Source organism: Ekhidna algicida (assembly GCF_051379705.1).
Classification (GTDB): domain Bacteria; phylum Bacteroidota; class Bacteroidia; order Cytophagales; family Cyclobacteriaceae; genus Ekhidna.
The window spans coordinates 1,592,137-1,610,578 of the sequence record NZ_CP179868.1 but is presented as its reverse complement, the minus strand read 5'-3'; the positions used below and the strand labels follow the sequence as shown (position 1 = coordinate 1,610,578).

The 18,442-nt window shown below is 40.0% G+C and carries 19 protein-coding genes; 5 read left to right on the top strand and 14 right to left on the bottom strand.

Annotated features, from left to right (window positions below; genetic code table 11):
* Positions 1-10: 10 nt before the first annotated feature.
* From ACL8WY_RS06950 to ACL8WY_RS06930, 5 genes are all read right to left on the bottom strand, one after another.
* A complete protein-coding gene (locus tag ACL8WY_RS06950) occupies positions 11-652 on the bottom strand; it encodes a hypothetical protein (RefSeq protein WP_436517704.1) in 642 nt (213 codons plus the stop codon).
* A gap of 158 nt (positions 653-810) precedes the next feature.
* Positions 811-1,662 (bottom strand): hypothetical protein, encoded by an 852-nt coding sequence (locus ACL8WY_RS06945; protein ID WP_436517703.1) that lies wholly within the window; start codon positions 1,660-1,662, stop codon positions 811-813.
* A 91-nt stretch (positions 1,663-1,753) separates the two neighbouring features.
* On the bottom strand, positions 1,754-2,428 hold the full coding sequence (trmD, locus tag ACL8WY_RS06940; RefSeq protein ID WP_436517702.1) for a tRNA (guanosine(37)-N1)-methyltransferase TrmD: 675 nt from the start codon (positions 2,426-2,428) through the stop codon (positions 1,754-1,756).
* 9 nt (positions 2,429-2,437) lie between these two features.
* Positions 2,438-2,959: a ribosome maturation factor RimM gene (gene rimM / locus ACL8WY_RS06935; RefSeq protein ID WP_436517701.1), complete on the bottom strand. Its 522-nt coding sequence runs from the start codon at positions 2,957-2,959 to the stop codon at positions 2,438-2,440.
* A gap of 6 nt (positions 2,960-2,965) precedes the next feature.
* Entirely contained in the window at positions 2,966-3,736 is a 771-nt protein-coding gene (locus ACL8WY_RS06930) for a 30S ribosomal protein S16 (RefSeq protein ID WP_436517700.1), read from the bottom strand.
* A 299-nt stretch (positions 3,737-4,035) separates the two neighbouring features.
* On the opposite strand from ACL8WY_RS06930, the gene ACL8WY_RS06925 reads away from it, so the two are divergent.
* The 4 genes from ACL8WY_RS06925 to lpdA are packed head-to-tail and all read left to right on the top strand — an operon-like array spanning position 4,036 to position 10,183.
* Positions 4,036-6,750, top strand: a complete 2,715-nt coding sequence (locus ACL8WY_RS06925; protein ID WP_436517699.1) for a 2-oxoglutarate dehydrogenase E1 component — start codon at positions 4,036-4,038, stop codon at positions 6,748-6,750.
* Between the two features lie 48 nt (positions 6,751-6,798).
* The gene (odhB, locus tag ACL8WY_RS06920) at positions 6,799-8,361 is read left to right on the top strand and encodes a 2-oxoglutarate dehydrogenase complex dihydrolipoyllysine-residue succinyltransferase (protein ID WP_436517698.1); all 1,563 of its coding nucleotides are present in this window, start codon (positions 6,799-6,801) and stop codon (positions 8,359-8,361) included.
* Positions 8,362-8,395: 34 nt separating this feature from the next.
* Positions 8,396-8,749, top strand: a complete 354-nt coding sequence (locus ACL8WY_RS06915) for a four helix bundle protein (protein WP_436517697.1) — start codon at positions 8,396-8,398, stop codon at positions 8,747-8,749.
* A 39-nt stretch (positions 8,750-8,788) separates the two neighbouring features.
* Positions 8,789-10,183 carry a dihydrolipoyl dehydrogenase gene (gene lpdA, locus ACL8WY_RS06910; RefSeq protein ID WP_436517696.1) on the top strand — a complete coding sequence of 465 codons (1,395 nt, stop codon included), beginning with the start codon at positions 8,789-8,791 and terminating at the stop codon, positions 10,181-10,183.
* Between the two features lie 5 nt (positions 10,184-10,188).
* Here lpdA and ACL8WY_RS06905 read toward each other — a convergent pair whose 3' ends face one another.
* From ACL8WY_RS06905 to ACL8WY_RS06870, 8 genes are all read right to left on the bottom strand, one after another.
* Positions 10,189-11,937: a tetratricopeptide repeat protein gene (locus tag ACL8WY_RS06905; protein ID WP_436517695.1), complete on the bottom strand. Its 1,749-nt coding sequence runs from the start codon at positions 11,935-11,937 to the stop codon at positions 10,189-10,191.
* 142 nt (positions 11,938-12,079) lie between these two features.
* Positions 12,080-12,433, bottom strand: coding sequence for a DUF1801 domain-containing protein (locus tag ACL8WY_RS06900; RefSeq protein ID WP_436517694.1), 354 nt, complete (start codon positions 12,431-12,433; stop codon positions 12,080-12,082).
* A complete protein-coding gene (locus ACL8WY_RS06895; protein ID WP_436517693.1) occupies positions 12,430-12,801 on the bottom strand; it encodes a VOC family protein in 372 nt (123 codons plus the stop codon). The genes ACL8WY_RS06900 and ACL8WY_RS06895 overlap by 4 nt, the downstream gene beginning before the upstream one ends.
* The gene (locus ACL8WY_RS06890) at positions 12,794-13,435 is read right to left on the bottom strand and encodes a GyrI-like domain-containing protein (RefSeq protein ID WP_436517692.1); all 642 of its coding nucleotides are present in this window, start codon (positions 13,433-13,435) and stop codon (positions 12,794-12,796) included. The genes ACL8WY_RS06895 and ACL8WY_RS06890 overlap by 8 nt, the downstream gene beginning before the upstream one ends.
* A gap of 84 nt (positions 13,436-13,519) precedes the next feature.
* Entirely contained in the window at positions 13,520-14,002 is a 483-nt protein-coding gene (locus ACL8WY_RS06885; RefSeq protein ID WP_436517691.1) for a DUF4440 domain-containing protein, read from the bottom strand.
* A 5-nt stretch (positions 14,003-14,007) separates the two neighbouring features.
* A complete protein-coding gene (locus ACL8WY_RS06880; protein ID WP_436517690.1) occupies positions 14,008-14,976 on the bottom strand; it encodes a helix-turn-helix transcriptional regulator in 969 nt (322 codons plus the stop codon).
* Positions 14,973-15,548 carry a hypothetical protein gene (locus ACL8WY_RS06875; RefSeq protein WP_436517689.1) on the bottom strand — a complete coding sequence of 192 codons (576 nt, stop codon included), beginning with the start codon at positions 15,546-15,548 and terminating at the stop codon, positions 14,973-14,975. Before ACL8WY_RS06875 ends, ACL8WY_RS06880 begins: the two co-directional genes overlap by 4 nt.
* Positions 15,549-15,581: 33 nt before the next feature.
* Complete coding sequence (locus ACL8WY_RS06870) at positions 15,582-16,445, bottom strand: hypothetical protein (RefSeq protein ID WP_436517688.1); 864 nt, start codon at positions 16,443-16,445, stop codon at positions 15,582-15,584.
* A gap of 248 nt (positions 16,446-16,693) precedes the next feature.
* On the opposite strand from ACL8WY_RS06870, the gene ACL8WY_RS06865 reads away from it, so the two are divergent.
* Positions 16,694-18,070: an amidohydrolase family protein gene (locus ACL8WY_RS06865; RefSeq protein WP_436517687.1), complete on the top strand. Its 1,377-nt coding sequence runs from the start codon at positions 16,694-16,696 to the stop codon at positions 18,068-18,070.
* An 18-nt stretch (positions 18,071-18,088) separates the two neighbouring features.
* On the opposite strand, the gene ACL8WY_RS06860 is transcribed toward ACL8WY_RS06865, so the two are convergent.
* A complete protein-coding gene (locus ACL8WY_RS06860; protein ID WP_436517686.1) occupies positions 18,089-18,442 on the bottom strand; it encodes an arsenate reductase family protein in 354 nt (117 codons plus the stop codon).

Below are 18,442 nucleotides of genomic sequence, written 5' to 3'. Positions count from 1 at the left end.
CTGCTTTTAATTAGTCACATAGATTGGGGCAAGGCTTACTTGTATTGAGAATGGGATCAATGCTAGTTAACTCGGCCCCTTTTTCAGAAACAAACTGATTCCACCCCATTTCTAGCTCATCATAATCACTATCACTAGATTTAGTATAGTCAGGATCTACATTGTATATGTTTAGCCCTTTATTTTTAACTACAGGAATTAAAAATACTTCCTGATAAGGGTCTTTGCCCATGGTCCAAGCTTTATAAACTCTTAGTCCGGTAATTCTTCTGGGATCATTTTCGCCATAAAAGATATTATAGATACTGATGTCTTCCATTAAATTCTCAATCGTATTTAAGCCAATGGTATAGCCATATATATCATTTTTTGGGTCATAACTTGGATCCAATTCTCTCATTTTTTTTTTGTATTCAGCGAGTTTTTCTTTAGCAATTTGCCAGGATATTCTAGAACCTACATCGGGGTCTATATCACGTGTTTGACATAAACTGTCCACAAACGAATTTTTTACATAAAGTTGAGATGTTGATTTTTCATTGTTTGCTTTTAACTCTTCATACTTCTTACTTAATTCATCGTATTTGCTTTTTTGAACGCAAGATGATGCCATGATTAGAATGCATATTAATGGTAGAAATAGCTTTTTCATTTCTCTAATGTTTAGGTTTAGTTATTTGGTTTCTTTAAAGATCGGGTAAATACATTGCCTACCAAATACCTATCTAGGGGTATTCAAGTTTTAATCATAAAAAAAGCTCCCTCAACTGAGGAAGCTTTAACTATATTAATTAGTAACTATTTATAAATTTATTGAGGGCAGCTCACGTCAAGATCCCAAGCTGTTCCACCGCCAATGCATCCGCTCATGTACACCGTTACTGTTCTTGCCGTAGCTGGATTGTAGTTCACATCGACAGTGCCAGTACCGCTTACATATCCATTTTGTCCATCCCCACAGCTGCTCACAGGAGGAAATGACGTGCTACTAATGCTGGACCCAGAACCTCCAACCCATTGATTATTGTAGAATACATCAACACGATCTTGAATTGAATACATGTCATAAGTGATCGTGGCAGTACCAGGAGAGTCTCCTAAGTCATAAGTCGCAATAGTAAGTCCATCGCTACCACTTGTAAATGCCGGACATTCCTGAATCGGACCTACCGTAACACAGGTTGTCAACAAGTTACTTACCCGGCCACTGTTGTCGTAAATGCAATAAGTAAGACAAAAATCTCCTTCTTGTACACTAGCAGGAATTCCTACTGGCACTACAAGCAGACCATCCGTTGCGGTCGTTCCATCAGGAATATTGAAAAAACTAGATGCCCCATTTACTTGCACATAGCATCCTCCATATCCTTGAGTGGAATCAAAATTGAAAGGGAGATAAAGTGTGTTGTCTGAAACTACAGTTGCAGAGGTTTGATTATTGGATACCGTTGGAGCATCTGTATCTGTACTTGGAGCAGGTGGCTGTCCACTTACATTCTGACTTCCAGGTATGACTAGGACTCCAGTAAGTGCGTCAGCATCAGTCGGATCAACCTCTGTTGGTGCAGGGTCACTATCTCCACCGCAACTAGTGATAAAAATTAGCGTTGAAATACTGAGTAATAAGCTCAATAATTTAATTGAATTGTAAAGTGTCTTCATGGCAGTATTTGTTTTGTTATTACAAATACACCAAGTCTATGATTTAATTAAAATACCTACTTAGGGGTATTTTTATATGGCAGGTAACTTTTCAATCCAATAAATCAGGTCTGCGATTTTGCGTTCGCTTCAGAGCTTGTTCGTTTCGCCATGTTTCAATCTTGGCTTCATGACCTGAGGTAAGAACCTTTGGAACTTCCCATCCTTTGTATTCGGCAGGGCGCGTATATACTGGTGGCGCCAATAAGTTGTCCTGGAATGAATCAGATAACGCAGATGTTTCATCATTAAGTACTCCAGGTACCAGTCTAATGAGTGAGTCCGCAAGTACCATTGCTGCTAATTCACCTCCGGAAAGAACGTAATCCCCAATACTTACTTCCTTCGTAATAAGATGGTCCCTTACTCGTTGGTCTACACCTTTATAATGACCGCACAAGAAAATAAAGTTTTGCTCTAGCGAGAGCTGATTTGCAATTCCCTGATTATACGTTTCACCATCAGGAGTTAAATAAATCACTTCATCATATGCCCTTTTAGATTTGAGCTCACTGATACATTTATCAATTGGCTCTACCATCAACACCATCCCGGCACCTCCGCCGAAGGCATAATCGTCAACATTTAAATGCTTGTTGGTAGAATAGTCTCTGAGGTTGTGTATTTCCAGCTCAACAAGCCCTTTTTCCATTGATCGCTTTACGATGCTTTGGGTGAGTGGACCTTCAAATAGATCCGGCAGACAAGTGATAATATCTATCCGCATAGGATGAAGTTAATCATTATATAGATCCAACAGTCCATCTGGGAGGCTTACCTTGACCTTTTTGGCTTTAGTATCAACATCGGTAAGGATTTCATCTTTAAATGGAATGAGAATTTCTTTGCTTTTAAAATCAACAACTAGCAGTTGATTCCCATTTAAATCGACTACTTCCTTGATTTCTCCAATCTTCAAATCAGCCTCAAAAATCTCGCAACCTATTAAATCATGAAAATAGTATTGACCTGGCGCTAATTCGGGCAGAGTATTCAGAGGTAGAAATAGCTTTGACTTAATCAGAGACTTGGCATTGTCAATTGAATCGACATCTTCAAACTTGACGAGTGCTTTGTTTTTATTGATTTGAATGGTATCAATAAAAAAAGGAACCAACTTTCCTTGTTGTTCAAGAAAAACTGATTCCAAATTTTTGTATTCATCCGGATAGTCAACTTCTAATGAAATACTAACTTCTCCGGTAAGACCATGGGTCTTGATTACTTCCCCAAGTTGGTAGCAATCATCCTGCTTCATAGCAGATTAACCCTCTTTTTTGTCTTCTTCTTTTGCTTCTTCAGCAGGAGCTTCTTCCTTCGCTTCAGCCTTAGGCTCTTCTTTTGCTTCTTCAGCAGGAGCTTCTTCTTTAGCCTCAGTTTTTGGTTCTTCCTTCACCTCTTCAGCAGGAGCTTCTTCCTTCACCTCAGCTTTTGGCTCCTCTTTAGCCTCCTCAACAGGAGTTTCTTCTTTCACTTCAGCAGTCTGGGTTTCTTCAACCTCAGCTACATCTTCCTCAACGTCCTCATTCTCCTCTGCTCCACCTTCCTTGATTTCTTCAACCAAAGCAGCTTCAGCTTCTTGAGCTTTTTTCTTCAACTCTTCAGCTCTTGCATCACTCACTTTCTTCTCAGCTTCAAGAGCAGCTTTCTTCTTGTCAGCTTTCGCCTTAGCAAGAGTATCTACTTTGCCCTGAATCTTAGACTCCTTGTCTTTAACCCAAGCTTCAAGCTTCTTATCTGCTTCTTCTTGTGTGATTGCACCTTTATTTACACCTACTTGTAGATGTTTTCTCATCATGACACCTCTATATGAAAGCATAGCTCTAACAGTATCTGTAGGCTGTGCACCTTTCATAACCCAATCAAACGCCTTGTTGTCATCCAAATTAATGGAAGCGGGATCTGTGTTGGGATTGTAGGTACCAATCTTCTCGATAAAGCGACCATCTCGTGGTGCTCTAGCATCTGCCACGACTACATCGTACATGGCTTGTTTTTTGCGTCCTCGACGCGCTAGTCTGATTTTTACTGACATAATTCTTTTTGTTTATGGAACTCGTCCATCAAAAGTTTTAAAAATGGAGCGCAAATGTAGTCTATTTTTCTCGTTGTGAGAAGTCTATACTGAAACAAATAAAATCAACGATTAGTCGCGTAGGTAACACTCAAATTGACAACTGGTGAATCTTGGTTGAATTTGCTGCTTAAATAACTTGAAATGGGCTTTTTAAAGATCAAATTTTGTTTAGAAGCTAATGTGTATTTGCATAAGCGATTTTACAATTTTTATAGAAACTTTATTACCTCTACCTTTGTTTCAGAACACAAATGAATATGGATAAATATTCCTACATCGCCAATGCTCACGGTAATTACCTTGATGAGTTATTCAAAGCGTACAAAGATAACCCTGAAAGTATTGATGAATCCTGGAAGAAATTCTTCGAGGGATTTGAATTTGCTCAGGAAAAATACGGTGAAGCAGGAGAAGATACTTCTGTAGCCACACCAAAAGAGACTGCAGTTCGAAATTTGATTTATAATTATAGATCATGGGCCCACCTTGTTTCTGATACAAATCCTGTTCGGGAACGCAGGCCTCATTCTGCTAAATTGGAACTATCAGACTTTGGTCTTTCTGAAAAAGACCTGGATTCAGAATTTGAGGTTGGATCTGAAGTTGGATTGGGAAAAACCTCCTTGAGAAAGATTCTAGATAAGCTTAAAAAAGTTTACGCCGGTCATATAGGCTTTGAGTACAATCACATTCGTGATTCGAATATTAGTGAGTGGCTTAAAACGAAAATTGAATCTGAAGGAGCAAATATCAATCCTTCCAAAGAAGAGAAGAATCGAATTCTATCCAAACTCAATGAAGCCAGTGGTTTTGAGAACTTCTTGCATACCAAATTTCTGGGACAGAAAAGGTTTTCATTAGAAGGCGGGGAGAACATGATTCCGGCGCTTGATAAGATCATCAACAAAGGCGCAGAGTTGGATGCCGAGGAAGTTATCATTGGAATGGCTCACCGTGGAAGGCTCAATGTTTTGGCTAATATCATGGGAAAAACCTATGAAGAGATATTTAGTGAGTTTGAAGGAAATCAGGAAGTCGACCTTACAATGGGAGATGGTGATGTGAAGTACCACCTTGGATATGCATCCCATTTGGAGACGACTGCAAATAGGAAAATGTACGTGAAACTTGCTCCTAACCCTTCACATTTAGAGGCAGTGGATCCGGTTGTGTTAGGATATAGCCGTGCCCAGATCGATGATGAATATTCGGGAAATATGGAAAAAGCTATTCCTGTTTTGATCCATGGAGATGCTGCTGTAGCTGGTCAGGGAATCGTTTATGAGTGTATCCAAATGTCTCTACTGGAAGGTTACAAAACAGGAGGAACTATACACTTTGTGATAAATAACCAAGTTGGATTTACCACCGATTTCGTAGACGCTCGATCAAGTATTTATTGTACTGATTTGGCTAAAATTGTTGATGCGCCAATTCTTCACGTAAATGGTGATGATGCCGAAGCGGTTCAATTCTGTGCCAATTTAGCAGTCGAGTATCGACAAAAATTCCATAAGGACATCTTTATCGATATGCTGTGTTATAGAAGGCATGGACACAATGAAAGTGATGAGCCTAAATTTACTCAGCCGAAGCTATATAACGCGATTGGCAAGCACCCAAATCCTAGAGAGGTCTATGTTAAAAAATTGACAGAGCAGGGTGATTTAAGTGATAATGAAATCAAGAAGCTAGAGAAGGAATTCAAAGCCAAGCTTCAGGATCGGTTGAATGATATCAAGGAAAATCCTTTGCCTTACAAGCCTCAGAAAATTGAGGAAGAATGGGATCATCTTCGAAGGTCAAAAGAAAATGATTTTGATAAGTCTCCCGACACCAGCATCTCCGATGCAATGATAAAAAAAGTGGGTGAGGCTGTTAGCCAAGTGCCTAAAGGGTTTAAGCCACTCCGACAAATTGAGAAACTACTTAAAGATCGCAAAGCAAACTTCTTTGAAAAGAAAGAGCTTGGATGGGCTGATGCCGAGCTATTGGCTTATGGCTCACTACTTGCAGATGGAACAATTGTAAGAATGTCAGGTCAAGATGTGAAGCGTGGCACATTTTCACATAGACATGCCTACTTCTTTGATACGAATACAAACGAACCGTATTGCGGTCTGAACAATATTCAGGACAAGCAGCAGCCATTGAGAATATACAATTCCTTGCTTTCAGAGTACGGAGTGCTAGGATTCGAATACGGTTACGCAATGGCGACACCAAATGCATTGGTTATTTGGGAAGCTCAGTTTGGCGATTTCGCCAACGGAGCACAAATCATGATCGACCAGTTTATCGCAAGTGCGGAGAGCAAGTGGCAAAGAATGAATGGATTGGTGATGTTACTGCCGCACGGATACGAAGGGCAGGGGCCGGAGCACTCGAGTGCACGCATGGAGAGATTCCTACAGATGTGCTCAAATGAGAATATTGTAATAGCAAATCTGACTACTTCGTCTAATATTTTCCACTTGATGCGTAGGCAAGTGACTTGGGAATTCAGAAAACCAGCAATCGTATTCTCCCCTAAATCATTGTTAAGACATCCAGGTGTGGTTTCACCAATCAAAGATTTCACATCAGGAAAATTCCAGGAAGTAATTGGTGATGATTTTGTGACCAACAAGAGTGTTAAGAAAGTTCTTTTCTGCTCTGGCAAAATCTACTTTGATCTATTAGAGGAACAGAAAAAGAAGAAATCAAAGGATATAGCAATCGTGCGGATCGAGCAGATTTATCCTTGGCCTCAGAAGCAGATTGACGCAATTCTGAAAAAATACAATAATCCAAAGTTGGTGTGGGTGCAAGAAGAACCACGAAATATGGGAGCGTGGAGTTTTATTAAAACCAGAATAGATATGGATTTCGAAGTAGTAGGTAGGAAGATAGGTGCTTCTCCTGCAACAGGATATTCAAAAATCCACAAGGAAGAGCAAGCCAATTTGGTAAAACAGGCATTTGAACTATAATATCGGCATATGCCGAATTAGAAATACAAAAAATTAAACAAGAAGAAAATGAGTCTTGAAATGAAAGTTCCTGCGGTAGGTGAGTCAATCACAGAAGTGATCGTAGCATCATGGACCAAGAGCGACGGAGACATGGTAGAGATGGATGAGGTGATTTGCGAGCTTGAGTCAGATAAAGCCACCTTTGAAGTTACCGCTGAAGCAGCCGGAAAACTAAGTATCAAAGCACAAGAAGGAGATACGCTGGAGATCGGAGCAGTGTTATGCGAAATTGATGAAAGCGCCTCAGGAGGAGGTAGTTCATCTTCAGCTGACTCCAAACCTGCATCTGAAAGTGTTTCAACTGATAGCTCTTCATCAGAAGCTAAGGCAACAGGTGAAGTTTTAGAGATGAAGGTTCCAGCCGTTGGAGAGTCCATTACAGAAGTGACGATTTCCAATTGGGCTAAAGGCGATGGTGATTTTGTTGAATTGGATGAAGTAATTGCGGAAATCGAATCTGATAAAGCAACCTTTGATCTGACAGCCGAGGCTCAGGGGAAATTGCAAATCGTAGCACAAGAAGGAGATACACTTGAAATCGGCGCGCTTATATGCAAGATTGAAGTAATGGAAGGTGGAGCGCCTTCCTCAGATTCTGGTTCCGGAAGTTCAGAAAGTTCAGATACATCTTCAAGCTCTGATCCAGGTAATGAAACGTACGCCACAGGACATGCATCACCTGCGGCAGCCAAAATTCTTGATGAAAAAGGAATTTCTGCTTCAGATGTGAAAGGAACAGGGAAAGACGGACGTATAACGAAAGAAGATGCAATGAGTGCGCAGAAGTCTACTTCGAAAGAATCTTCCAAAGCTGATGACAAACCAGCTAAGCCGCAATTCGAGGCACCAACTTTTGGAGGAGGAGTCAGTCGAGAGCAGCGAAGAGAAAAAATGTCTTCATTAAGAAAGACTGTTTCTCGTCGATTGGTATCTGTAAAGAATGAAACAGCAATGTTGACCACATTCAATGAGGTGAACATGAAGCCAATCATGGACCTGAGAAAGAAATACAAAGAAGAGTTTAAAGAGAAGCATGAGGTAGGACTAGGTTTTATGTCCTTCTTCACCAAGGCTGTTTGTGTAGCCCTTCAGGAATGGCCGGCTGTAAATGGACAGATCGATGGAAATGAGTTGATATTTAGCGACTACTGTGATATTTCAATCGCAGTATCTGCTCCAAAAGGACTCGTAGTTCCGGTGATCCGAAATGCTGAGTCAATGAATTTTGTACAGATTGAGAAAGAGGTAATCAGATTAGCTACAAAAGCGAGAGACAATAAGTTGAGCATCGAAGAGATGGAAGGAGGAACTTTCACGATTACGAATGGTGGAGTCTTTGGATCAATGATGTCAACACCCATTATCAATGCGCCGCAATCGGCAATTCTTGGGATGCACAACATCGTAGAGCGAGCGGTGGTTGAAAATGGTGAAGTAGTAGTAAGACCAATGATGTATGTTGCTCTGTCTTACGATCACAGAATTATCGACGGACGAGAGTCGGTGAGCTTCCTCGTGAGAGTAAAGCAGTTATTGGAAGATCCTACACGATTAATGCTAGGAGTCTAATTAAGTATTAGGTATGAGGGATTAAGTACCAGGTATGCATAGATATAATGAATTAGAAGTTTTGAAAAAGGCATTGAATTTGTCTTTGGAAGTCTATGGGTTTACTCAAGGATTCCCCTCCGAAGAAAAGTTTGGACTTATTTCTCAAATGAGACGAAGTTCGGTTTCAATTGCCCCTAACATCGCAGAAGGAGCTGAAAAAAATACAAATGGAGAGTTCGAACAGTTTCTTGGATTTGCTCAAGGTTCGGCGTATGAGTTAGAGACTCAGCTAATTATTGCCAGGAATATGGATTTTATTTCAAAGGAAGATTCAGAAAAAACTGAAATCGAAATTCCATCCATATCGAACATGATTTTCAAGTTAAAACAGAGTCTTAAATCTTAGTACCTTGTACAAGGTGCTTTTTACTTCAAAAGAAAAGAAATGGATTATCAAGTAGTAGTAATAGGTTCAGGTCCCGGTGGATATGTAGCAGCTATCCGATGCGCACAACTAGGGTTGAAAACAGCCATCATTGAGAAATATGACACGCTGGGAGGAACATGTTTGAATGTAGGATGTATTCCTTCCAAAGCATTGCTGGATTCTTCTGAGCATTTTCACAATGCGGAACATACCTTCAAAACACACGGAATTGATATCAATAAGCCAAAGGTGAATCTGAAGCAGATGATTGATCGGAAGGCTGATGTAGTGAAGCAGAATGTGGAAGGCATTGACTACCTGATGAACAAAAACAAAATAGATGTTTTTCATGGGATGGGAAGCTTTGTTGACAAGAACACGATTCAAATTGAAGGCAAAGACAAGAAGAAAATCACAGCAGAGAAGGTAATTATTGCGACAGGTTCTAAGCCAGCCAATTTACCCTTTATTGAGCTTGACAAAGATCGGGTGATCACAAGCACGGAGGCTTTAGAACTCAAAGATGTACCAAAGCACATGATCGTGATTGGAGGCGGAGTAATAGGAGTGGAGCTAGGTTCCGTTTATGCCAGACTTGGCGCTAAGGTTTCTGTTGTTGAGTATTTGGACAGCCTCATACCAACTATGGATTCTACCATGGGGAAAGAGCTACAGAAATCATTGAAAGGTTTAGGTTTTGAATTTTATCTGGGACATAAGGTGACCGGAGTAGAGAAGAAAGGCAAGAATGTAACAGTGAAAGCAGAAACCAAAAAAGGGGAGGAAGTTCAGATAAAAGGAGATTACTGCTTGGTGTCAATAGGAAGACGACCTTACACTGATAATCTTGGTTTGGATAAAGCCGGTGTGAAAATGGATGATAAAGGAAGAGTTGAGGTGGATGATCACCTAAGAACCAACGTTGACAATATCTATGCAATAGGTGATGTCGTGAAGGGAGCGATGCTTGCACACAAGGCAGAAGAAGAAGGCGTGTTTGTAGCCGAATCAATTGTAGGACAGAAGCCACATATCAATTATAATCTGATTCCTGGTGTCGTTTACACCTGGCCTGAGGTTGCGTCTGTTGGATACACCGAAGAGCAATTGAAGGAGCAGGGCCGAAAATATAAAACAGGAAAATTCCCTTACAAAGCATTAGGTCGAGCACGTGCCAGCATGGATACGGAAGGTCTGGTGAAGATTTTGGCTGATAAAGAAACAGATGAGGTTTTGGGTGTTCACATCATTGGAGCTAGAGCTGCAGATATGATCGCGGCAGGAGTTACTGCGATGGAATATCGGGCTTCAGCTGAAGACATTGCGAGAATGTCACATGCGCATCCAACATATATGGAAGCATTCAAAGAAGCAGCGCTTGCGGCTACTGAGAATAGGCCAATACATATGTAATAATTTTATTTGGGGAGGACTACCGTAAAGGTGGTTCCTTCTCCCAGTTTACTTTCCGCCGAAATTTTTCCATTGAGACGTTCAATAGCACGGTTGAGGATATGCAGTCCAAGACCTGTACCTTCTATTTTTCGGTTTGCTCTGAAGAACATTACAAAAATGTTTTCAACGGTTTTTTCATCCATCCCGATTCCGTTATCTGAAGCAACGATCTCTATTGATTCACCTTTTTGATTCACGGAAATAGAAATATGAGGTTTGTTGTCCTCAATTCTGGCATATTTTATGCCGTTTTCAATGAGGTTTTGAATGATAGTGTTCACCAAAGCCCACTCAGCTTCATATTTGATTTTAGCGTCAACATCTATCTTAAATTCTACAAGCTCATAGTTGGCTAAAAATTTATATGAGGCGATACAATCGTAAATGATCTTTTCAAAGTCTATCTCTTGTTTGGAGTCTTCATTGAAAGACATCTTGGTAAGTCTAAGCAGCCCATCCAGAATATTATTAAGACGATTTGCCTGAGCGTCATATTCTGTAATAAACTTTATTGCAGCCTCATCTTTTACTTCAAGTTTAGCGACATAATTTAGACTCATCAAAGAAGTAATTGGTCCTTTCAGATCATGCGAAATACGGTAAAAGAAGGAATCAAGCTCAATTTTCTTCTTTTCTATAATATCGGCTTTTTCCTTTTGAGCATTGGCTTCATGCTCAAGTGCGTGCATTTTGGAAATTACATCGTACCCTTCAATGACTTTTGCTGTCCTGTCATTGATTACACTCTCTTTTTCTTCTACATATTGAGACATATATTTCAGCGCAAGCTCAAAGTTTCCTTCCTTTTTGGCTATCTCGTGCAGTAGGAGGTTTGCTTTGAATTTGATAAGGATGATCTTATTCTTATTGCTATACTCAAGTGCTTTAACCAATGTCTCTCTCGCTTCATCCAGCCGATTCATTTTTATATAAAGAGCGCCAAGTTTATGATGGCTCATCGCCCAACCAAGCTTCTCTCCCATTTCTTCATGAATCTTGATTGATTGCAAGATATCTTGCTCAGCCTCTTCAAATTGTTTGGTTTGAGTGAATACTTTTCCTCGACCATATAGAGCAAAAGCCAATCCTCTAACGTCACCCGTTTTTTGCTTGATTGCAATGGATTCCTCAATGATCTCAAGTGCTTTGGAGATATTATTCTGGTTTAAATACAAACCTGAAAGAGGGTTAAACGCATTGGATTGCAGATTCAAATCACCCGCTTTTTTTCCTGATTCTATTGCCTCTTCATAGCTCTGAGTTGCACTTTTTAAGTCACCGAAAAACTCATAGATTGTTCCCATGGATTTCTGAACACGTGCAAGATTATGGTGATCATCCAGTTTCTTGTATGTGGCCAGGCAGTCGATCAGATAGTTAAGCCCTTTGCTGTAATCGTTGGTTTTATAAAGCGCACCAGCGATCGTATACTTTGCATCAGCAATTCCTTTTTCATCTTTTAATTCTTCAAAGTTCTCGATTGCTTCATTTGCCATATTAATAGAGAGATCAAAATCTCCAATAATCATATGGAAAAGAGATAGATGAGAAAGGGATTTTGCAATGCATGATGTATCGCTACTTTCTTTGCTCAAGTTCAAGGCTTGTTCAGCCAGCTTAATGCTAGTATCCAGGTTATTTATACGGCTTTCGTAAGCCTCATCCAAAAGAGACTTGATCTTGGTGCGGGTGCTTTTTTCTGAAATCTCCAAAAAAGTAGTAGTGATTGTTATCGAAAGATAAAGTAGCTAGGATGGATTTCGACTGATTTCTTTGAACCATCTATTTTTTGAAGTAAAAATTAGGTGAATTCACGGATTAGATACTTAAGTAATTTGCTTACAGCAACTGAAATTAGATGCTATGGAGTTGGTCAATAATCAATGCTTCCTGGACTATTTCATCAATAGAGCGTAGAGGAATAGATTGAATATCATGAAGTTCAATTCCCGATATCCTTTTTCGACCTTTGGAAACCAGCAAGCCCTGGTCATTGGATAGCCGATGGCCTTTTATAAACGCTAGTTCGATACCATCATTTTTGATTGGATTGAGGTAACAGACCCATTTTCTTTTATAATACATGGGAATGTTATAGCTAATCTTGGCAATCAAATCATGATGCAGTGAAAGGCGTTGATGTAAAAAGGAGACGATGGCCTTTTGCTGGCCATCGAGTCCTAGTATAAAGCTTTCAACAGTTTTCATCCAAGTTTGAAGTGAGGATTGTAAATCAGCCCAATCAAATTGTTCCACGGATCAAGCAGAGTAGTTACTTCTATACCACCTCCAACTTCCTTAATTTCGGTATGCTGTTTTGCACCTAGTCCAATGAAGCGGGCGTGTTCAGACCGGATGTCCTCTACTCCCCAATAGGCTTCTACATTATCAGCCCGGTTTTGATTCTCATTTTCTGGATGCAAACCAAGTTCATATCCGCCGATTTCATATCCAACATAAAAAGGCTCATCAAAGTATGGATCTTTTCCAAAAGCCTTTGTGTACCATTTTTTGGCTTCTTCAATGTCCGGAACCAGATATATCACGGTTCGCAAACCAAGTATCTTATTATTCATTTTTTACTTTTTTTACAGCGTACCTAAGAATTGTTTTCAGTTTGTCCTCTGGTGTCCGTCTGGGATCACTAAGATAGATTTCGTGATGGTATCCACTTACTTCAAGACCATTTTCTTGAATATAATTCATGATTGATTCGATTGTGGGCTCTTCCTCATAGAAGCTACCAATATGTAAGCCTTGAACGCAAAGTCCTTCATTGATAAGCTCAAACTTGAGTTCATCGTTGGACAGAAGGGCTGGATTCTTGGCCTTAACTTTTTGGATAGCCCGGTAATAGTGATCACCTTCCACGAAATCAGGCATGCGGATAACAATCTTCCAATTCCACTGATCAGCTGGCGTTTGTGCAAATTTATGCTGTGCTTCTAGTCCTCCATCGATCCACCAAAAGCCTTCCATTTTGGGTACAACGAAATCCATATCTTCTGCTTTGCAGATGAATTTGATGGCATAAGCAACGGCATATAGTTTGTCTATAGCTTCAAGAAACTGGTCACTTTGAGGATCGCAACGTCCTGATAATGATAGGTAATAGTAGCTATCCAGGTCTCGCAGCTCTGGTTTCTTCTTTGCGGAATAGTAGTTTGAGTCTTCTTTTTTGAGGTCTAGCTTTTCGATAATTGCTTCCATAATTGTGTGCGTTTTAGATTATGAAAACAAAGAAACGAGTGTCAGTGACAGCCCTATGTCACTCGGATTTTGAAGTAAGAAAAATTATTGAAAATGTATGAATGCTCTGTTTTTTAGGCCTTCTGTTGTGAGCTTAACTCCATTTATTTCATCGGTGTCCCAGTCTTGTGTAATCTTCCATGCACCCTTGATTTTCTGTAAAGCAACATGGAACCGACCAACAAATTGTTGTCCATCTGAAGCTCGGGTAATGCGATAGTAGCCCACTTCGTACGCATTAGGTCCATTTTCAGTTCTTGTTTCAAAGGAGAACTCGATAATGCTGTTTTTTTCTTGTCCTTTCATCCGATCCGAATTCCTCTTTTTGTATTCATCACCAACCAAAAGTCTCCCCGGATTGATCCTCCAGACATTATCGGAATGTATCGCATTGTAAGCGTCACCATCATTTGATTCCCAGGCTTTGGTAAAGGGGATCCATATTTGCTCATCGATTTCTTTTTGTACCGCCTGACTAAATGATAGTGTAGAGAATAGTAGAAAGAAAGCAGCGAATGATTGTTTCATTTGAATTACGTTTTAGCTAAAAATGGGGCACTGTGATGTTCAAGAAGTTCTTTGGCCAAATTTGCCGCATAGCCCTGAAGTTCAGAGGGTGAAATGATCTCTATCTCTTTTCCATACATCATCAGCCATCGTGCAAAATAATCATAGTATGGAGTCACAAATTTCATCTCATATCGGCCATCTTCAAGCTTTTTTTCCTCCACAAAACCCTGATAATATTTTTGTTCACCCATAAACCGAGCGACCAAAGCTGAACAAATAATAGTAGCTTCTTTCGCGTCCGTACCGAGTAGTGCTTCATTTAAAAAGTCCATATAGTTTGGATGTTTTGAAGGGTCGATGTTTTCTCCAAGCACTTTTACCTTCTGAATGCGATCTGCCCGAAAATCCCTCAAGTCTTTTCTCAAACGACAATAAGCGATGAGATGCCATCGGCCAGAATAGAAAACCATTCCTAAAGGCTCTACTTCTCGCTGTGTCGTGGAATCATTGTATTGAGAATAATATGTGATATCAATTAACCTGTTGGTAGCAATTGCTAGCTGTATTTCTGCAATATGTGAGTCTGGAGTAGGGTTTGGTGAAGGTCCTGGACGAATTGAAATTCGATCTTCCAGATTGTCTAGAAATTCCTTATCAGAGTATTTCAGCACAGCCTTTATTTTGTACATCGCCTTTTCAAATGTTTGAATGGTATGAGGATCAGCACTTCTCTCGATAAACTTTGCTCCTAAAAGGATGGCGCTAGCCTCTTCTTTATCAAACACCACCGGAGGAAGGTGATAGCCTTCTACGATAAAATATCCTTCACCAGCGTCGCCACCTATTGGCACGCCTGAATCAATCAATGACCGAATGTCTCTGAAAATGGTTCTTCGTCCGACTTCAAATCGTTCCTCTAACTCCCCAATAGTTACACGAGGTTTACCTTGTAGGTGGATTAGTAATGCATTGAGTCGGTCGATTCGGTTCATGGAAGAAAATTAGGATTTTTGACTTCAATGGTCAAGAAAGATACCAAATTACCCCTGGCGTCTTTCTTTAAGTAGGCCAAAAAATGTTGATCACTTCCGTCAATAAAGCGCGCACCCATAAATCCGGTATACTGTTTAAAGTGGATGTCATAGGCCGCTGGCGTAGCGCCAAATACGGTGGTGTGAATGTGTCTGTTATCCGAGGAACTTCCATAATCTCCCGGCAAGGTTGTTTTAAGAAATACTTGTCCCTCTACATCGGTAACCGCATCTCCACTCAAGCGTGCGGTCGTTTCATCTCCTGGTATGGTTGGTCGGTATTCGCCATCCGCATCTGCATGATAAAAATGAATTATCTGGTTGTTGAGTGGTTCTCGAGAGCTGAGGTCAACGAACCGGAGGCATAGCAATAGGGATTCCCCTGATTCAAAGTCATCTGAAATTTGTACCCTATGAACAGGATCCATGCGGGTATATTCTTGAAGCTTGGTCAATTCAATTTTTGTGAGCTCCGGAATATCTCGATCTATACCGCAGGCAAAAAGAAATAGGAAGGGAAGGTACTTAATCATGAATTCTCTTACGAGAATCCATGATTGTAGTTCTTAGTTTTGGGTTAACAAGTGGGGTTCTGCACTTAGCGAGCGCTTCAAAAAATCATAACCTTCCCAGAAGCTATCGGTAAACTCTTCATCAGCCTTTTCAAAAAGAGAGACGTTTTCTTGAATGTATGATTCATTTTCAGGGATACGGCTGAGCACCTCCAATTGATCCATAATCAGAATTGCGTCGTATTGAAAGTCATTTTCTATACTGGTTCCATGAAATTTCACATTGGAAAGTTCATAGGCTCCATTCTTGAATTTGAATTCTTCAGTCCATGATACTTTGCTCCAATATTTGGAATGATGCACAATAGGTCGGTAGTCGATTTTTAAAATAGCAAAGCTGGATTTGTCGACATAGATTTTACCAATAGCCTTTCCATTGGTTTTTGAAGGTTCAAAAGCTATAATTGAGACTTCATTTTCATTGATTATAGTATCAGCGAGATAGCTGAATGTATAATGATCTCTATTCTTTTCACTCAAAAAGGAATTAGGTCTCCAAACAGAAGATCTGGCCATGTCACTGGCATTTCCGAAGAGCAGGTTTTCTTCATTTATTTCTTTAAATGCCTTCTTTCTTGTCTTAATGGGAGAGATCGAGGCATTCTCAACCTGATTTAGGTTGGATGGTATAAAAATATCTACGATTCCATCAGCTAGATAATAAATGGACTGAGCGTCTGACATGGATTCTTTGTAGTATCCAATCTTGTGTGTCCGACTCATTTCGTAATTGATATGGAAACGATCAAAAACTGTTTCCATTACAGATTGCCCTGCGACGGCTTTCGCCTCAGCAGAATCATTTTGTTTTCCATCTGTCAACTCCTGTGGAGCAAACAGTGAAAGCGCAGTGTTCAATATTAGTGTGTGTAACAACATAACCAATTTGGTGGGTTTGGTACGATACAAACTTAGAGGTGGATTTGCCTTGTTTTACCCATTATATTCACTCATTTACATATAAGTAATGTGACTAATGCTTAATAGATGCATACACTTAAAGTGTTACTTTAATCTTAAAATCGATTTTTAGGACGATTTAGCCGTTCGTCACAAATTGATTCTTACTCGTCGATAGTATCCGTATCTTAATCCAAACTACAATCATGAAACATCTCATAAAAACACTCTTGCTTCTACTGATTACATCCTGTTCTGCTCAGGAATCAGCTTCAGACACTGATTTTCCAATGACTCTCATAAAAGATGTAAAAATCATAGATGTTAGTGATGGAAGCATTGCTGAAGGGATGAGTGTTCTTGTTAAGAATGGAATGATCAAAGCGATTGCAAAAGAGATAAATCAGGGTGATGCTACGATCATTGACGGTAATGGTGGCTATCTAATGCCGGGTCTGGCCGAAATGCATGCACACATTCCTTCACCTCAGTGGGGTAGAGATCGGACAGATGAGACCTTATTTCTATACCTATCCAATGGCGTGACGACTATCAGGGGAATGCTTGGACATCCGGAACACTTAAAGCTTCGATCGCAAGCCGCTAATAATGAGATATTAAGTCCAAGAATATTTACTTCAAGTCCTTCGGTAAATGGAAACTCCGTAAAAACGAAAGCAGAGGCCAGAGAAAAAATCACACAGTTCAAAGCCGATGGCTATGACTTTTTGAAAATTCATCCAGGATTAAAGTTGGAGGTGTTTAATGAGATTGTGAAAACAGCCAATGAGGTTGGGATTGGTTTTAGCGGACATGTTCCGGTTGATGTAGGTATAAGGCACGCGATTGCTAGTGGATATGGTTCTATAGATCATGTGGACGGGTTTCTGGAAGGCCTGGTGCCGGAGAGTGCAAATGTAGCACCTGATCAAAATGGATTTTTTGGATACAGTTTCACCCATTTGGCAGATAGATCTAAAATAGGTGAATTGGTTGCTTTGACTAAAATGAATAAGGTTTGGGTGGTGCCTACCCAAAGTTTATTTGTTCGATGGTTTTCACCTGTAGATCCTGAAGAAATTAAGGAAAATGATCCTGATTTTAAGTACATGCCGAAATCAACTGTGACTCAGTGGGTGAATAGCAAGAAAAACCTGATTGGAGATCCGGAATTTACGGTCGATAAGTTTGTGCTTTTTACAGATATACGACATGAGCTTATCAAAAAACTGCATGCCAATGGACATGGGTTGTTACTTGGTTCGGACGCACCTCAAGTCTTTAATGTGCCGGGATTTTCTATTCATCACGAGCTGAACGGAATTATAGAAGCCGGACTCACTCCGCTGGAAGCCATTCAGACCGGAACCATAAATCCAGCCATCTTTTTTGAAATGGAAGGTGAATTTGGCGAAGTGAAAGAAGGTGCGAGTGCGGATCTTATTTTATTGAACAACAACCCATTAGAAGACATTAAGAATCTCAAAAATCCAGAAGGAGTAATGGTTAGAGGTCGTTGGCTGGATCGTATAATGATTGATGCGAAACTTGCTGAAATAGCTGAGCGATCTAAAGATATTTAGATCGCTCAGTGATTCAATCTAGGCTAGATGCGCCTTTAATTCTTCAATGGTTTTTTTACTATTTCCTACAAAAATCTGACCGTCGACTAGAAAAACTGGTCGCTTTAAAAAGGTATATTCTTCTTGGATCAGTTTCCGATAATCATTTTCGGAAAGATTCATATCACCTAATCCCATCGAACGATATTTCATCGCTTTTCTAGAGAAGAGCGACTCGTAAGTCCCGCTCCTGTTTTTCATCTCATCGATTTGATCAAACGTCATCTGATCACTTTTTATGTCTTGTTTTTCAAAGTCAGAAATCAAATCTCCCATTTCGTCCATGATTCGCTTGCATGTGGTACATGTAGAGAGGTAATAAACTTTTTTCAT

Excerpts from the sequence above, each read along its gene's own strand:
- odhB (WP_436517698.1), top strand. The coding sequence starts at position 6,799 with ATGAGTCTTGAAATGAAAGTTCCTGCGGTAGGTGAGTCAATCACAGAA.
- ACL8WY_RS06860 (WP_436517686.1), bottom strand. The coding sequence starts at position 18,442 with ATGAAAAAAGTTTATTACCTCTCTACATGTACCACATGCAAGCGAATC.
- ACL8WY_RS06900 (WP_436517694.1), bottom strand. The coding sequence starts at position 12,433 with ATGAAAACTGTTGAAAGCTTTATACTAGGACTCGATGGCCAGCAAAAG.
- trmD (WP_436517702.1), bottom strand. The coding sequence starts at position 2,428 with ATGCGGATAGATATTATCACTTGTCTGCCGGATCTATTTGAAGGTCCA.
- ACL8WY_RS06930 (WP_436517700.1), bottom strand. The coding sequence starts at position 3,736 with ATGTCAGTAAAAATCAGACTAGCGCGTCGAGGACGCAAAAAACAAGCC.
- rimM (WP_436517701.1), bottom strand. The coding sequence starts at position 2,959 with ATGAAGCAGGATGATTGCTACCAACTTGGGGAAGTAATCAAGACCCAT.
- ACL8WY_RS06915 (WP_436517697.1), top strand. The coding sequence starts at position 8,396 with ATGCATAGATATAATGAATTAGAAGTTTTGAAAAAGGCATTGAATTTG.
- ACL8WY_RS06865 (WP_436517687.1), top strand. The coding sequence starts at position 16,694 with ATGAAACATCTCATAAAAACACTCTTGCTTCTACTGATTACATCCTGT.
- lpdA (WP_436517696.1), top strand. The coding sequence starts at position 8,789 with ATGGATTATCAAGTAGTAGTAATAGGTTCAGGTCCCGGTGGATATGTA.
- ACL8WY_RS06950 (WP_436517704.1), bottom strand. The coding sequence starts at position 652 with ATGAAAAAGCTATTTCTACCATTAATATGCATTCTAATCATGGCATCA.
- ACL8WY_RS06890 (WP_436517692.1), bottom strand. The coding sequence starts at position 13,435 with ATGGAAGCAATTATCGAAAAGCTAGACCTCAAAAAAGAAGACTCAAAC.
- ACL8WY_RS06880 (WP_436517690.1), bottom strand. The coding sequence starts at position 14,976 with ATGAACCGAATCGACCGACTCAATGCATTACTAATCCACCTACAAGGT.
- ACL8WY_RS06925 (WP_436517699.1), top strand. The coding sequence starts at position 4,036 with ATGGATAAATATTCCTACATCGCCAATGCTCACGGTAATTACCTTGAT.
- ACL8WY_RS06885 (WP_436517691.1), bottom strand. The coding sequence starts at position 14,002 with ATGAAACAATCATTCGCTGCTTTCTTTCTACTATTCTCTACACTATCA.
- ACL8WY_RS06945 (WP_436517703.1), bottom strand. The coding sequence starts at position 1,662 with ATGAAGACACTTTACAATTCAATTAAATTATTGAGCTTATTACTCAGT.
- ACL8WY_RS06875 (WP_436517689.1), bottom strand. The coding sequence starts at position 15,548 with ATGATTAAGTACCTTCCCTTCCTATTTCTTTTTGCCTGCGGTATAGAT.
- ACL8WY_RS06895 (WP_436517693.1), bottom strand. The coding sequence starts at position 12,801 with ATGAATAATAAGATACTTGGTTTGCGAACCGTGATATATCTGGTTCCG.